Raw genomic sequence first — 14388 nt, 5'->3', positions numbered from 1 at the left:
AAGGCAGCGTTAATGCAATCTTCTTTAAGTATTGAAAGTTTTTTTAGAAGTGATATTTTTTATATCATGATGGATGTGTTGGTCTTTTTGTTATTTATATCTTATGCGGCTAAAAGAAGAGAAGGATTCATTTTTTTCTTAACTGCATTTTTTATTGTTTCTTTAAAGTTATTGATTTTTGTAGGGTTGCGTCCTTTTGATGCAGGCAATGATACTATCCATTATTATTATACGTTTCAGTCGCTTGGGGATATATCTGGGGCAAGAGATATAGGTATTCAAGACTATGGTAATAGTGAGCTTTTATATTGGCCTTTCGCTGCGCTGTTTAAGGTGCTAATATCTTCGGATTTTCAGGTTTATTTAATATTTTCAATTTTTATATCAGCTTATTTAGTATATATGTGTAATAAGCTTGCTGTAGAATATATAGGTGAAAATGCTCGTTGGCATCAAGCTTCGCTTGCATTGATTTTTACCTATGCAGTTTTTTTATCTTTCGAGATTGCATATTTTGGTGGGCATATTAGATCTGCATTTGGCGTTCCTTTGGCCTTTATTTCTTATATGTTTGCTCTTAATAGAAAGTTTTGGCTGACGTTGTTATTTTTTAGTCTCTCTCTATGTTTTCATAATTCTGCCATCTCAGTAGCGCCTTTGCTTATTGTTGAGTTTTTGAAAATAAATTTCAGCTACTCAAAAAAAATGACTGTTAGTGTTGTTACTGCATTTTTGGTTGCATTTTTAATCGGTAAATTTGAAGGACTTCAAAGCATAATACAACTTGCTGGAGGTTTTTATTCTCAAAGATATACCGATTATTATGAATATAAAAATTTCAATATAACGTCAGTTTTTACAACTGGGTATTTTTTAATTATAATTCTTCATGTGGTTATATTTTTAGCTATTGGTTACGCTCGCATTCATTTTTATTTTTTTTATTATTTCTTTCTTATTTTGCTTTTTTCTGCCACGCCAAAAATCTCCGAGAGATATTTTGCTTATATACTGATTTGTCTTCCTTTTTTACTATACTCTTCATTGAAGAATAGATTTTGTGAATCTAAATCATTAATTATAACTATTGTCGTTTGTTTTATGGCCGGACTTCTTACAATTACTTCTTATGGTGCTGTAAGCACTTTAAGTATCCACTCGTTTTTGTTTCCTGATCGGATTGGACAATGATGAATAAAATACATGTAATTATTTGGGTGCTACGTGCTTTTTTTTATAAGTTTATTTTGGGGCGGTTTGAATTTCCTGGTTATATAGGAAAACCTGTCTTTTTAATGAATTCACTGAAAATGTATTTTGGAGAACGAGTTCGAATTTTTCCGGGGTTGCGAGCCGAATGTCATGGTGAAGGACGATTGTTTATACATAGCAATGTATCGATAGGACAAGGTTTTCATGTCATTGCTAGCACAGAATTGCATATTGGTAGCGGTTGTTTGATTTCTAGTAATGTATTTATCACTGATACAGATCATACTTATACAAATATCGCTCTCCCCGTATTTGAACAACCGAATATAATAAAAAAAACAGAAGTTGGCGAAAATTGTTTTATCGGCGTTGGTGCTCGAATTCAAGCTGGTACGATTCTTGGCAAAGGTTGTGTTGTGGGCGCGAATGCAGTTGTAAGAGGTGTTTTTCCTGATTATTCAGTTATTGTAGGTGCCCCTGGAAGAGTTATCAAACGCTATAATCCAGAGACTTCATCGTGGGAACGTGTTTGTGAAGTGGAAAAACATTCCCAATATTAATAATAGATAAGAGAAGAATGGCAAATATGAGCACGATATTTGATACTAACCTCGATTATGTCGCAGTTGCACGCCATGTCTTTAATATTGAGGCTAAAGCTGTTGCTGGGCTTTCTAATAACTTGGATGAGCAATTTAATTGGGCTGTTAGATATATTCTCGAGTCCAAAGGTCGGGTTATTATCTGTGGTATGGGAAAATCAGGGATAATAGGTAAGAAAGTTGCAGCAACTATGGCAAGCACCGGTACGCCCAGTTTTTTCATGCATCCTGGTGAGGCATATCACGGCGATTTGGGAATGGTAACGCATGAAGATGTGTTTGTTGCCATTTCTAATTCAGGTGAAACCGACGAAGTTGTTAAGTTGTTACCCTTCCTGAAGGATAACGGTAATATTTTGATTGGTATCACAGGGAATCCAGATTCAACATTGGCGCGTGCGGCTGATTGCCATCTTAATGTACATGTCAAGCAAGAGGCATGTCCGCTGCAATTGGCACCAACGTCTTCTACCACCGCTACCTTGGCAATGGGGGATGCGTTGGCGATAACCATGATGGAAGCTCGTGGTTTCAAGCCTGAGAATTTTGCCCGTTTCCACCCCGGTGGCTCACTTGGAAGACGTCTACTAAGCAAAGTTGAGTATGAGATGTTCAAGGGTACGCTGCCTTTGGTGGAGGAATATACACCCTTAATGGATGTTATTGCGACGATAACGCACTCCAGCTTAGGGCTTGCTATTGTTCGCACCAAAGACAGTTGGGCCGTTATTACCGATGGTGATATCCGGCGGGCTCTTGAACAACACGGTAAAGATTTTTTTGATCGCAAAGCCGTTGAGGTGATGACCCGCAACCCCGTACGCGTCTCTGTTGGCACGCGCACGGAGGATGCACTGCAATTAATGGAGCGGCGAAAAATTTCTGCATTGCTTGTTTTCGACCGCGATGATCTGGTCGGTATTTTTAAAAAATAACCGCGTGATTAATCATTCAAACTGATTTCCAAGCTTGTTAGTGAGTGTGCCTTATAGGACGAATAATATAACTGATGTGTTAATTATTCATTCTGAATAATGGTTGATGTTGTAATGTATTGAAACTGATAGTTCTTAATTGTATCGGTTTCTCTTCAAATATAGTGGGTAAGGGTTTAATTATGGAAGTTGTAATTTCAAAAAATATAGTGGTTTCAAACCAACGTCCGTTTGTATTATTCGGCGGTATTAACGTTTTGGAAGATTTAGATTCAACGTTATCGGCTGTTGAACACTATGTCAATGTAACGAGTAAACTTGGTATCCCCTATGTGTTCAAAGCCTCTTTTGATAAAGCAAACCGTTCATCCGTTAAGTCTTTTCGTGGCGTCGGTTTGCAAGAGGGATTGAGAATATTTGAAGAAGTTAAAAAGCGTTTCGATGTACCGGTAATTACTGATGTTCATGAGCCAGAGCAGGCAGCTGTAGTCGCAGAAGTGGTTGATGTGTTGCAGATTCCTGCGTTTCTCGCTCGACAAACCGATTTGGTCGTCGCTATTGCAGAAACTGGGCGTGTGATAAACATCAAAAAACCGCAATTTATAAGCCCTCAGCAAATGAAGCATATCGTGAGTAAAATTCGCGAAGCGGGGAACGAAAAAATCATCCTTTGTGAGCGTGGTGCACAATTCGGCTACGATAATCTTGTAGTCGATATGCTGGGGTTCAGAGAAATGATTGAAGCTTGCGATGGGTTGCCGGCCATATTCGATGTTACTCATAGCCTCCAGCGTAGAGATCCTGGTAGTGCAGCTTCAGGTGGTCGCCGTCGGCAAGTCTTAGAGCTAGCAAGATCGGGAATGGGCGTCGGGCTAGCAGGGCTGTTTCTTGAGTCTCACCCCGATCCCAATAATGCGCGTTGTGATGGTCCCAGTGCTCTGCCTCTGGCTGCATTAGCGCCTTTTCTAACTCAGATTAAATCGGTCGACGAGCTAATTAAATCTTTGCCTGCTTTGGAGATTGAATAAGGATGAGATCGGTGTATCAAGGGCCGATTCGTTTGGTGTTATTTGATGTTGATGGGGTGCTGACCGACGGTTCATTATACTTGGATGAACAAGGAGAGCGCTTTAAAGCATTCAATGTCAGAGATGGATTAGCTATTGCGTTGTTACATGCGCACGGTTTACGTGCAGGTGTGCTGTCAGGGAAAAGCAGTAAAGCGCTGGATTTTCGAATCCAGCAGCTTAAATTCGATGTAACCATAACAGGACACTTGGAAAAGCGTGAAGCTTACGAGGCAATTAAACGCGAGCAGATGTTAGATGATACGCATATGTGGGTGATGATGTTGTTGAACTTCCCTTGGCTGGGATTGTTGGTTGTTTTTACGCCCCTTCCGATGCACATTCTTTGGTACTAGGCTGTGTCCCTTAATCACCTGAGCTATAGTAACTACTTGTTCCCACAACACATTGAACTATGGCCCGATACGATCTTCCCGATGAAGCATGGAGCATCATCCAGCCCTTGCTGCCTGCTGAACCCACATCCCCACGGGCCGGACGCCCATGGGCTGAGCATCGTAAAATCATTAACGGTATGTTCTGGGTGTTGTGTTCTGGCGCACCCTGGCGCGATTTACCTGAGCGATATGGTTCGTGGAAAACGGTTTATAATCGCTTTAACCGGTGGTCAAAATCGGGTGTTATTAACATTATTTTCAATAGGTTACTTTCGTTACTTGATGCAAACGGCCTTGTTGACTGGTCTGCCACGGCGCTGGATGGCAGCAATATCCGCGCGCTGAAATGTGCTGCCGGCGCTCAAAAAAACATATCGATATCACCGCAGATAATGGGCTGGGTCGCTCTCGCGGTGGTTTTGGCACCAAAATCCATCTGGCGACAGACGCAGACGGTCTGCCGTTAAACATTGTACTGAGTCCCGGACAGGCTCACGAAAGCCAGTTCGCATTACGCCTGCTGGATGGTATTGGTGTTCAGCGTCAGAACGGCAGTATGAAACGTCGTGGTCATGCGGTGCTGGCTGATAAGGCTTACTCGGGACATGCACTTCGCAATGAGCTGAAACGAAAAGGGATAAAAGTGGTTATCCCCCGAAAATCTAATGAAAAAATGGCATCGGATGGGCGTTCACAACTCGACCGTGATGCCTACCGAAATCGCAACGTTGTTGAGCGGTGTTTTGGCCGCTTGAAAGAATACCGTCGCATCGCTACTCGTTACGATAAAACGGCGAGAAATTATCTGTCGATGGTGAAACTGGGCTGCATCCGGCTCTTTTACAAGAAGTTATGCAATTAAGGGACACAGCCTAGAGGCTGCGGATTATGTAGTCACATCCCAAGGCAGGGCGGGATCCCACTTTACTTATTGAAATAGAGAACTTATTTCGATTTTATTGATCTGAGCTTTATCTCCACTAACTCTCAGTGAAAGACAATGACTATCTTTAATTATATCAATGAAATACCCGACCCACGCTGCGAAACGAATAAAAAGCATGAATTGATGGACGTCATTTTCCTCACCTTTACCGCTGTGCTAAGCGGTGCATCGGGATGGAAAGCCATACAGCAATTCGGTGAGTGCCAACTCCCGTGGCTGAGACAGCATTCTCCTTTTGCTAATGGCATTCCAAAACGTCACTGTATCGCCAATATTATCAAGGCATTAGATAGCCAGTCCCTGATGTCGGCACTGTTAAGCTGGATTAATGAACGTCGCAGCAGTAATGGCAGAAAACAGATAGCGATTGACGGTAAAACGCTTCGCGGAACGGGCAACGGCTTTTTAGCGCAAGCTCTGCATGTCGTCAGCGCTTATGACATTGGCAATGGTATTGCGTTGTATCAACAATCTACTGAAAGCAAAGGTAAAGAAGGACCGGTGGCCCGCCAGCTTATTGAATGTCTGTCGCTGGAAAATGCTACCGCTCCGCCATGCCATTACTCTGCGGGCTGCTCACCGCTGTTGTGCAGGGCACCAGATTCAGCTCTCTCGCGAACCTCCGCGTTTCATTCGCGGTATACGCTGAGCCGTTATCCGTCAGCCACTGCACCGCTGTATCCGGCAACCAGTCGCCGAAGCGCTTTTCCACCGACCTCAGCATCACATCCTGCACCGTCGAACTGTCATAGCCTACCGTGCTTGCTTCCCAGTCTATGGCCTCACGGTCGCAGCAGTCCAGCGCGAACGTTACCCGCAGTTTTTCGCCGTTGTCGCAGCCGAACTCGAAGCCATCTGAACACCAGCGCATATCGCTTTCTGCTACCGCGATTTTGCCCTTATGTTCACGCTTCGGTCGCTCTGGCTTGTCATGCAACAACAACAGGTTATGCTCGCTCATTATCCTGTAAAGCCGTTAGGGGCCTGTCCCTCTGTGCGACGTTGCTTGCGCAGGATGCCCCACACGCGTCGATAACCATAACTCGGCATGTCGCTGATAATGTTCAGGATAGCCGACAGTATTCCTGCGTCTGCTTCGTCATTACGCCGGTTACAGCGCCTGTCCTGCCAGTCGGCAGAACGGTTAATCCGCAGTGACAGTTGCGCACGCGACACGCCCATGGTGCGGCTGACCAGGGCTATTCCCCGTCCTTTGGCAACAAGGGCGCGTGCGCTATCCATTTTCGCGACTGGCCGTACTCCACGGCTTCTTTCAGGATCTCAACTTCCATCGTCTTCTTGCCCAGAAGTCGCTGAAGCTCCCTGACCTGCTTCAGAGCAGCAGTAAGCTCAGAAGCAAGAACGACTTCCTCTCCGGCCGCCACGGCGGTGAGGCTGCCTTCCTGATATAGATCCAGCAGGCTGGGCTGGATACCATACAGGCGGGCGACATGGGAGACATTCATGCCCGGCTCCATCGTCTGCTGGATAATGGCGATCTTCTCCTGAGGAGTTTTACGTTTACGGACTTCTTGCCCTAACAGGATCCCGGTCATCTCAAAATTGGCGTTAGTGTTAGACATATATTCAAGCCTATCTCTTATCTGGAGATACAGCTACTGTCTGGTGTTTCAGGGGGCTACATCAGATGCATAGAAAATCAACTGCATTGGGTATTGGATGTGGTTTTCAGAGAAGATGAGATGCAGCTAAAAGACCCAGAAGGAGCGGCGCATATGGCGCTGTTCAATCGAGTGGCATTGAGTGTCCTGAAACAGCATGAAGGAAAAAAAGATAGCATAGCGGGCAAACAACAATGTGCCGGATGGTCAGGAGATTTTCGTAGCGAGGTTATCTTTGGTTAATTCATCAACAAAGTGGAATCCCGCCCTGTATCCCAAGGTGGGAAAGGGGTGGCAAGGGAGGTTGTTGAGCGTATTTTGCAAGCGGGGGGCTTTCTCTCCAGAAGGCCTATCAGCCATTGATTGCGCAATGGGAGAGATATGGTGCAGTCCAGTGAATCTAGGTTAAAAGTTGTTATTCCGGCACGTTATGGTTCCACTCGGCTGCCAGGTAAACCATTGATCGATCTTTCTGGTAAGCCGATGATCGTGCGTGTATATGACGCCGTCCGTTGCGCGTTGCAAGATGCAGATATTGTGGTAGCTTTCGATGACGCACGTATTCAGTCTGTTCTTCGTGCCTATGATGTGCCTGGCATCATGACTGATGTTAATCATGAATCGGGCACAGATAGAACAGCAGAAGTCGTTCGAAACATAGGGTGGTCAGGTAGTGACATCATAATCAATGTGCAGGGTGATGAGCCCTTGGTTCCGGCAGCGTTGCTGCGCGCATTTGCTAATTTTTGCAGGCAATCGGCAAATTTTTCAATGGGCACAGTTTCAGTTCCTATTGAAACGATGAACCAGCTACACGATGCTAATGTTGTCAAACTTATGTGTGACAAAGATAGCCATGCTATCACCTTCTCAAGATGGGCGGTGCCATTCAATCGCGAGTTGCCTCCTGAACAATGGGATATAAAAGCTTATTCAAGGCATATTGGTATTTATGCTTATCGCGCTGATATTTTAGATAAAATCACGAAAACGCCGCCATGCCAGTTGGAGATGAGCGAAAAGCTTGAGCAGTTGCGGGCACTTTGGTTGGGGATCCCTATCCATGTATTACATTGGGATGGTGTTCCACCACAGGGAGTGGATACTGCAGAAGATGTCGAGCGTGTGATTGCTATTCTGAATGCAAATGCGGTGCCTTTAGCGGGAGAATAGAGTATGAATCTGGGGGTTGTCGCAATCTTGAACCGTCTCTTACGGAGCAAATCTATAATATTAGGTAGCACATTATGTGTCGCTATGCTACCCCATACCCTTTTGGCGGATGTAGGTACTTTTTGGCGTGCTAAAGAGTTAGATCAGTATGTGGTCGAATCTGATAAGGATGCGTGGATCGAAATAGTGCAATCGCCCTGTGAAGATAACCTGTCCTATTCCATCTCAGACATTATGGGACGCGAAGCCGACTCCGGTAACGTAGCCAGTGCTAACTGCACGTCAAAGGTAAAGTTGAATTTACCTAGTGGATATTATCACTTAAATATTAAGGGGGTTGTAAAAGGTATATATTCACTTGAGCCAAAAAAACTACCTGATTATTTTGGTGTTGATGCTGCATTGAATTATATTGTTAAAGATGAAAATCTTCGGCATCAATATATACAACTGTTAAAGCGGATTGACATTAATGTTGCAAGAGAAAGATTGATCTGGCTTGATTTATCTCCTAATAATGGAGTGTGGGATGGTAATTATAAAACAGACAGTCTCAGGAAACAGTATCAAAATTCTAATGTACAAATATTAGAGGCTGTTCAAGTTCCAATGTTCGGTAACTTGGGATTTCCTAGTTCTGATAAAATCATGACTGATTTCCCTAAAGTTACCCAAAGGTGGAAGAAGACTTGGATTGGCATAGAACCTAAAAATGAGCCCAATAATGTGCAAGGTCAAAGATTGTCTGTTAAGGACATGGTGGCATATGTAGATAGATATCTTTCATATTCCAGAGAAATGCACAATGCTATTGGTAATGATGTTTTGGTCGTTAATGGCACCTTTGCTGGTAGTCTTTATGCTAATACGGAATTTTCTAAAACAATCTCATCACGAAAAGATTTTTTTGAGTCCAAAGGTGATTTTAGTTTTCATACCTATGAAACTGCCGAGGAGCTGATACAGACGTTGACTCAATATAAATCATGGCTCAAGTCAAAGGGTTTTTCTGGCAATGTATGGATCACTGAATCAGGAGTAAAGTCTTATTCGGACGATCTGACAACCGTCAACCAGCAGAATATGGATGTTGCTGTACAAATTGCTGCTAAAGCAATAGTGGGTTATAGCGCTGGGGTTAAACATTATTTTCCGTTCGTGTTGCCTTTTTATACTGAAAAGGACCCGCGAGGGAGAATCAGATATTTCGGTTTGACAAGTAAAGATGGCAGCCCAAATCTCAGTCTTGCTGCTTACGTTCAAGCAGGAAAAATACTGGCTGGATCGCCACAAAGTGATGTGAAGTTTTTAGCCTTTGACCATGGATTCAAGGCGTTAATTCCTGCTGAAGAGAATGTTGTCATTGCTGTATACCACAATTCAAACGAAAAAAAGACTTTCCCAACAGGTGCTATGTATGCAGAAGGGATTGATGGTCGGAGAATTGAAAAAGGACAAGGTGATTTCTTACCTGATGAGAAATTAATGTATTTCTTTTTTTCAAAAGAAGAGAGTACAGCTGCAAACCATTTTTTTGCTGAAAGCATGTTATGAGAATTACAGGTACTGTCACTTCTTAAGGTAGTAACCGAGATTAACACAGCCAAGGATAGCCAAAGTGGAACAGGCGAGTAATGATCCACGGTTTTCCGGTAATGCCTCCAATTAGGCTGTGTCCCTTAATTGCATAACTTCTTGTAAAAGAGCCGGATGCAGCCCAGTTTCACCATCGACAGATAATTTCTCGCCGTTTTATCGTAACGAGTAGCGATGCGACGGTATTCTTTCAAGCGGCCAAAACACCGCTCAACAACGTTGCGATTTCGGTAGGCATCACGGTCGAGTTGTGAACGCCCATCCGATGCCATTTTTTCATTAGATTTTCGGGGGATAACCACTTTTATCCCTTTTCGTTTCAGCTCATTGCGAAGTGCATGTCCCGAGTAAGCCTTATCAGCCAGCACCGCATGACCACGACGTTTCATACTGCCGTTCTGACGCTGAACACCAATACCATCCAGCAGGCGTAATGCGAACTGGCTTTCGTGAGCCTGTCCGGGACTCAGTACAATGTTTAACGGCAGACCGTCTGCGTCTGTCGCCAGATGGATTTTGGTGCCAAAACCACCGCGAGAGCGACCCAGCCCATTATCTGCGGTGATATCGATATGTTTTTTTGAGCGCCGGCAGCACATTTCAGCGCGCGGATATTGCTGCCATCCAGCGCCGTGGCAGACCAGTCAACAAGGCCGTTTGCATCAAGTAACGAAAGTAACCTATTGAAAATAATGTTAATAACACCCGATTTTGACCACCGGTTAAAGCGATTATAAACCGTTTTCCACGAACCATATCGCTCAGGTAAATCGCGCCAGGGTGCGCCAGAACACAACACCCAGAACATACCGTTAATGATTTTACGATGCTCAGCCCATGGGCGTCCGGCCCGTGGGGATGTGGGTTCAGCAGGCAGCAAGGGCTGGATGATGCTCCATGCTTCATCGGGAAGATCGTATCGGGCCATAGTTCAATGTGTTGTGGGAACAAGTAGTTACTATAGCTCAGGTGATTAAGGGACACAGCCTAGTAGAACATGTATCTTTCGATGAAGGAACCGATGACTTTCTCGTGAACCTCAATTGAGCGTGAGAAGCAAATCGTTTTGCGTGCCAGACGCTTGATGCGGGTACGGAGCGTCAGATTGTTACGCTCAATGCGCTGTGTAAAAATTTTACCTGTCAGGTGCTTCTCCTTCGGCACTTCTCTGGCATAGCTGCCCCAGCCGTCGCTGGTTATCATGCCAATGCTGAAGAGAGTGAGCAGAGCCAGCAGTTCACGGCAAGTTTCATCGCTTCGCGGCCCGAACGTATAAGCCAGAACGCCGCCTGTTTTGGTGTTATAAGCATACCCCCTCTGTCAGGATAGTTGTCACCCCCATCGAAAATACTAATGACAAGATGGGAACAGATCGTGAAACGAATTTCACCAGAACGTAAATCGGCTGCACTGGCTAAATTACTACCGCCTTACAACATGACCGTCACCGCAGTTGCGCAGATGGAAGGGATATCGGAAGCTACCCTTTATTACTGGCGTAACAAGGCGAAAGCAGAGGGAATACCGGTGCCGGGTGCAAACAAAACTACAGACCAATGGTCAGCCGAAGCCCGGCTGGCTGTGATTATCGAAACAGCTACACTCAGCGAAACAGAACTCGCGCAATACTGCCGTAAAAAAGGGCTTTACCTGGAACAGATTAGTCAGTGGAAACAAGGCTTTTTGCAGGTGTCTTCGCCCACTGACAAAGCGGCGCTCAAACAAAGCCAGAAAGAAGTTAAACAACTAAAACGCAAACTGGTTCGTAAGGAAAAGGCGCTGGCGGAGGCGGCAGCGATACTGGTGCTGCGAAAGCAGTTGCGGGATTTTTACGGGGAAACCGACGAGGACGACTGACGCCCGGAACAGAGCGGCAGGCACTTATCGGTTACGTGCGGGACGCGATGGCGTCAGGAGCTCGGCTGTCAATAGCGCTGACGGAAGCGGGATTAAGTGAACGGACGTGGCGACGCTGGCAAACGTCGTGGGAAGACAAGCGTGTTAGCGCGGTCAGGCCCTCCCCGGTGAACCAGTTAAGTGAGCAAGAAGAGCAACAGATACTGGCAGTGTGCCATCAGCCAGACTACGCCAGCCTCCCCCCGTCACAAATCGTACCGGCGTTGGCGGATAAGGGGATTTATCTGGCAAGCGAGTCAACCTTTTACCGGGTACTGCGTCGTCATGGAGAGGTGCATCGCCGGGGACGGCAACGGGCAGCGCAGAAAGTCACCCCGGCTACGAGTTGGCAGGCCAGCGGGCCGAATGAGGTGTGGACATGGGACATTACATGGGTTCCGTCAACCGTAAAGGGGCGCTGGTTTTACCTGTATCTGGTGGAAGACCTCTACAGCCGAAAAATCGTGGGATATGAAGTGCATGAAACTGAAAGTGGTGAGCAGGCGGCAGCGCTGATACAACGCACGGTCCTCCGGGAAGGATGCTGGCAATCCCCGCCGGTACTGCATGCGGACAATGGTGCGGCGATGAAGTCACAGACGTTGCAAATGAAGCTACATGAGCTGGCAATAAGGCCATCTCACAGCCGGCCAAGAGTCAGTAACGACAACGCGTATGTGGAGTCGCTGTTCAGAACACTGAAATATATCCCGCAGTGGCCGTCATCGGGGTTCGGTACATTGGATGAGGCGCGTGAATGGGTAGAGGATTTTACGCAGTGGTATAACGAAACGCACAGACATAGCGGTATCAGATATGTGACGCCGGGTCAGCGACATCGTGGAGAAGACGGTGTGTTGCTGAAAAATCGGGATGAGGTGTACAAAAAGGCAAAAACGCAACGGCCTGAACGCTGGTCTGGCAGAACACGAAACTGGCATCAGGTAGGCAGGGTAATGCTGAATCCAGAACGGGAAAAACAGGCAGCCTAAATCAACCGGGGGTGCCAACTACCTTGACACTTACCGGCTACGTCGGCGTGAGCGACCGGAGAAGAAGTTATGCGCTGGGGAGAGAATTTTTTAAAGCACGTATGACGGTGTTGATGCCTATCTTCAGCGTTCTGGCGGTATCGCGCACACCGGAACCGTTATGCGCCATATCAACGATTTGTTCTTTGACTCTCGGCTTCCGCGCTTCATAGGTGTAGGTCAACTGGAAAACACGTTTACATGACCGACACCGAAAGCGCTCGTGTTGTGAAGTACTACGACCATGGCGATAAATTTCATCTGAATGGCATCGGGGACAATGGACGGTAACGGTAGCCACAGAAAACCTCAAATACCCATAGGGTAACAGAAATTTCTATCGATTGAAGGCATTACCGATTTTCCATCCTGAAACGGAATGTGACCGCTTTCAAGGTGAAACTTCCGACAGGAAAAAGAGTGGCGTTCCATCTTTGACTCAGCGAATTTTACTATCTTAAAAAACGCCTAATGTAATAGCATCAGGCGTTTAACAATGTTTATCGATATGGCTCAGCCCAGGCTTTAATCGCCAATTGTTGTGCTTAACGCACTCTGCCAATCAGATAACGTAATTCCCAATCCCTTTATTTTGTCCCCAGCAAGCGTTGAATAAGCAGGTCTGTGTGCTGGTGTGGGATACTGAGCTGTGGTGATCGGCGTGAGCGTCGGCGCTTTACTCAGCACCGCTTTCTGTACCGCCACAGTAAATATCGCTTGGGCAAATTCAAACCAACTAACTTCTTTATCACCCGTGTAGTGATAAATCCCCCCAGCAGCCTGTTGCTGTAGCAGTGCAATAATCGCTTGCGCAATATCGCCAGCATAAGTTGGGCAGCCACGCTGGTCGTTAACGATGCTCAACGTGTCACGTTCTTTGGCTAGCCGGAGCATGGTTTTCACGAAGTTATTGCCGTATTCGCTAAATACCCAAGCAGTACGCACAATAATTGTTTCAGGCGCAGCTTGTGTCACTGCCTGCTCACCCGCCAGCTTGGTTTTACCGTAAACACTTAACGGATTCGTCGCACTATCTTCGTGGTAAGGCTCAGTAGCATTACCATCAAAGACGTAGTCAGTAGAAACATGGACTAACCGAATACCTTGCTTGCTGGCGGCAATCGCTAAATTCTCTGGGCCCGTAACGTTAATCTTTTCTGCAAGTTCAGGTTCTGATTCAGCCTTGTCTACTGCAGTGTACGCAGCAGCGTTGACGATAGCATCAGGCTGGAAATCTTTTACTATTTCTTCAACGCGCGCTAAATCAGTAATATCAAGCTCAGCAGTATCGGTTGCTAGGATTTCCCACTCAGTTGGCAGACGATCCTGAAAACAGCGACCCAATTGCCCATTTGCACCTGTCAGTAATATTTTCATTTTGCCAGGTCCTTGAATAATTTCCCTAGTTTATCTTTCTCAGATAGTAAAGGGGCGGTTATCGGCCATTCAATGCCAACTTCAGGATCGTTCCATAGCAGGCAACCTTCATCGCTAGGATCATAATAATCAGTACACTTGTACTCGAAATCTGCGGTATCTGAGAGAACGACAAAACCATGCGCCAGCCCCGGTGGAAGCCAAAATTGGGTTTTGTTTTCTTCTGACAGTGTGACGCCATACCATTTCCCGTAGGTAGGTGAATCCTGACGAATATCTACCGCGACATCAAAAACCTCGCCGCGTACAACACGAACTAGTTTCCCCTGTGGGTTTGTTTTCTGGAAATGCAGGCCTCGTAATACACCTTTACTTGAACGAGAGTGATTATCCTGAACAAAGTCTACATCGATATCCAACATCTCCTGATAACGTCTCTTTTCAAACGTTTCCAGAAAGAAGCCTCTGGCATCACCGAATACTTTCGGCTGAATAATTTTTGCGCCATGAATAATAGTATCAATGACTTGCAT

General features: G+C 45.7%; 12 protein-coding genes and 5 pseudogenes. 11 read left to right on the top strand and 6 right to left on the bottom strand.

Annotation, left to right across the window (positions count from 1 at the left end; genetic code table 11):
- Positions 1-12: 12 nt before the first annotated feature.
- From DMB82_RS13800 to DMB82_RS13770, 7 genes and pseudogenes are all read left to right on the top strand, one after another.
- A complete protein-coding gene (locus tag DMB82_RS13800; RefSeq protein WP_116164731.1) occupies positions 13-1191 on the top strand; it encodes an EpsG family protein in 1179 nt (392 codons plus the stop codon).
- Positions 1188-1772: an acyltransferase gene (locus DMB82_RS13795; RefSeq protein WP_208644350.1), complete on the top strand. Its 585-nt coding sequence runs from the start codon at positions 1188-1190 to the stop codon at positions 1770-1772. Before DMB82_RS13800 ends, DMB82_RS13795 begins: the two co-directional genes overlap by 4 nt.
- A 26-nt stretch (positions 1773-1798) precedes the next feature.
- Positions 1799-2749, top strand: a complete 951-nt coding sequence (locus tag DMB82_RS13790; protein ID WP_208644349.1) for a KpsF/GutQ family sugar-phosphate isomerase — start codon at positions 1799-1801, stop codon at positions 2747-2749.
- Between the two features lie 182 nt (positions 2750-2931).
- Positions 2932-3777 (top strand): 3-deoxy-8-phosphooctulonate synthase, encoded by an 846-nt coding sequence (kdsA, locus tag DMB82_RS13785; protein ID WP_116164727.1) that lies wholly within the window; start codon positions 2932-2934, stop codon positions 3775-3777.
- A gap of 11 nt (positions 3778-3788) precedes the next feature.
- Positions 3789-4172, top strand: a complete 384-nt coding sequence (locus DMB82_RS13780; protein ID WP_116164725.1) for an HAD family hydrolase — start codon at positions 3789-3791, stop codon at positions 4170-4172.
- A gap of 59 nt (positions 4173-4231) precedes the next feature.
- A protein-coding gene (locus DMB82_RS13775) for an IS5 family transposase (RefSeq protein ID WP_116164933.1) occupies positions 4232-5076 on the top strand; the annotation gives its coding sequence in 2 pieces (ribosomal slippage) (positions 4232-4577 and positions 4577-5076; 846 coding nt in all).
- Between the two features lie 138 nt (positions 5077-5214).
- Positions 5215-5703, top strand: a pseudogene (locus DMB82_RS13770) (ISAs1 family transposase); the annotation flags it as partial.
- A gap of 4 nt (positions 5704-5707) precedes the next feature.
- Here the strand turns inward: DMB82_RS13770 and DMB82_RS13765 are convergent.
- Positions 5708-6716, bottom strand: a pseudogene (locus DMB82_RS13765) (IS3 family transposase); the annotation flags it as partial.
- Positions 6717-6812: 96 nt separating this feature from the next.
- On the opposite strand from DMB82_RS13765, the pseudogene DMB82_RS13760 reads away from it, so the two are divergent.
- From DMB82_RS13760 to DMB82_RS13750, 3 genes and pseudogenes are all read left to right on the top strand, one after another.
- Positions 6813-7025: pseudogene (locus DMB82_RS13760) on the top strand (transposase); the annotation flags it as partial.
- Positions 7026-7163: 138 nt separating this feature from the next.
- A complete protein-coding gene (gene kdsB / locus DMB82_RS13755; protein ID WP_116164938.1) occupies positions 7164-7955 on the top strand; it encodes a 3-deoxy-manno-octulosonate cytidylyltransferase in 792 nt (263 codons plus the stop codon).
- Positions 7956-7958: 3 nt separating this feature from the next.
- Positions 7959-9509 (top strand): glycosyl hydrolase, encoded by a 1551-nt coding sequence (locus DMB82_RS13750; RefSeq protein WP_116164936.1) that lies wholly within the window; start codon positions 7959-7961, stop codon positions 9507-9509.
- Between the two features lie 125 nt (positions 9510-9634).
- Here DMB82_RS13750 and DMB82_RS13745 read toward each other — a convergent pair.
- Both DMB82_RS13745 and DMB82_RS13740 read right to left on the bottom strand, forming a co-directional pair.
- Positions 9635-10479, bottom strand: a protein-coding gene (locus DMB82_RS13745) for an IS5 family transposase (RefSeq protein ID WP_116164933.1) whose coding sequence is annotated in 2 segments (ribosomal slippage) — positions 9635-10134 and positions 10134-10479 — 846 coding nt in all. Because the reading frame shifts where the segments join, the coding sequence is not laid out codon by codon here.
- Between the two features lie 59 nt (positions 10480-10538).
- Positions 10539-10862, bottom strand: a pseudogene (locus DMB82_RS13740) (IS1 family transposase); the annotation flags it as partial.
- A 63-nt stretch (positions 10863-10925) separates the two neighbouring features.
- On the opposite strand from DMB82_RS13740, the gene DMB82_RS13735 reads away from it, so the two are divergent.
- Positions 10926-12439 (top strand): IS3 family transposase gene (locus tag DMB82_RS13735; protein ID WP_420892623.1). Its coding sequence is split into 2 segments (ribosomal slippage): positions 10926-11376 and positions 11376-12439, totalling 1515 coding nucleotides; the frame shifts between segments, so codons are not numbered across the junction.
- 23 nt (positions 12440-12462) lie between these two features.
- Here DMB82_RS13735 and DMB82_RS13730 read toward each other — a convergent pair.
- The 3 genes and pseudogenes from DMB82_RS13730 to rfbC all read right to left on the bottom strand — a co-directional run.
- Positions 12463-12779: pseudogene (locus DMB82_RS13730) on the bottom strand (IS1-like element transposase); the annotation flags it as partial.
- A gap of 224 nt (positions 12780-13003) precedes the next feature.
- Complete coding sequence (gene rfbD, locus DMB82_RS13725; RefSeq protein ID WP_116162187.1) at positions 13004-13855, bottom strand: dTDP-4-dehydrorhamnose reductase; 852 nt, start codon at positions 13853-13855, stop codon at positions 13004-13006.
- Complete coding sequence (gene rfbC, locus DMB82_RS13720) at positions 13852-14388, bottom strand: dTDP-4-dehydrorhamnose 3,5-epimerase (RefSeq protein ID WP_116162189.1); 537 nt, start codon at positions 14386-14388, stop codon at positions 13852-13854. The genes rfbD and rfbC overlap by 4 nt, the downstream gene beginning before the upstream one ends.

This window comes from Pectobacterium aquaticum (assembly GCF_003382565.3).
Lineage (GTDB): Bacteria > Pseudomonadota > Gammaproteobacteria > Enterobacterales > Enterobacteriaceae > Pectobacterium > Pectobacterium aquaticum.
Note: the sequence above shows the minus strand (reverse complement) of the source record. Positions and strands in the feature narration are given on the sequence as shown.

Coding starts and splice junctions, on each gene's coding strand:
- DMB82_RS13800 (WP_116164731.1), top strand. CDS start 13: ATGCAATCTTCTTTAAGTATTGAAAGTTTTTTTAGAAGTGATATTTTT.
- DMB82_RS13795 (WP_208644350.1), top strand. CDS start 1,188: ATGATGAATAAAATACATGTAATTATTTGGGTGCTACGTGCTTTTTTT.
- DMB82_RS13790 (WP_208644349.1), top strand. CDS start 1,799: ATGAGCACGATATTTGATACTAACCTCGATTATGTCGCAGTTGCACGC.
- kdsA (WP_116164727.1), top strand. CDS start 2,932: ATGGAAGTTGTAATTTCAAAAAATATAGTGGTTTCAAACCAACGTCCG.
- kdsB (WP_116164938.1), top strand. CDS start 7,164: ATGGTGCAGTCCAGTGAATCTAGGTTAAAAGTTGTTATTCCGGCACGT.
- DMB82_RS13750 (WP_116164936.1), top strand. CDS start 7,959: ATGAATCTGGGGGTTGTCGCAATCTTGAACCGTCTCTTACGGAGCAAA.
- rfbD (WP_116162187.1), bottom strand. CDS start 13,855: ATGAAAATATTACTGACAGGTGCAAATGGGCAATTGGGTCGCTGTTTT.
- rfbC (WP_116162189.1), bottom strand. CDS start 14,388: ATGCAAGTCATTGATACTATTATTCATGGCGCAAAAATTATTCAGCCG.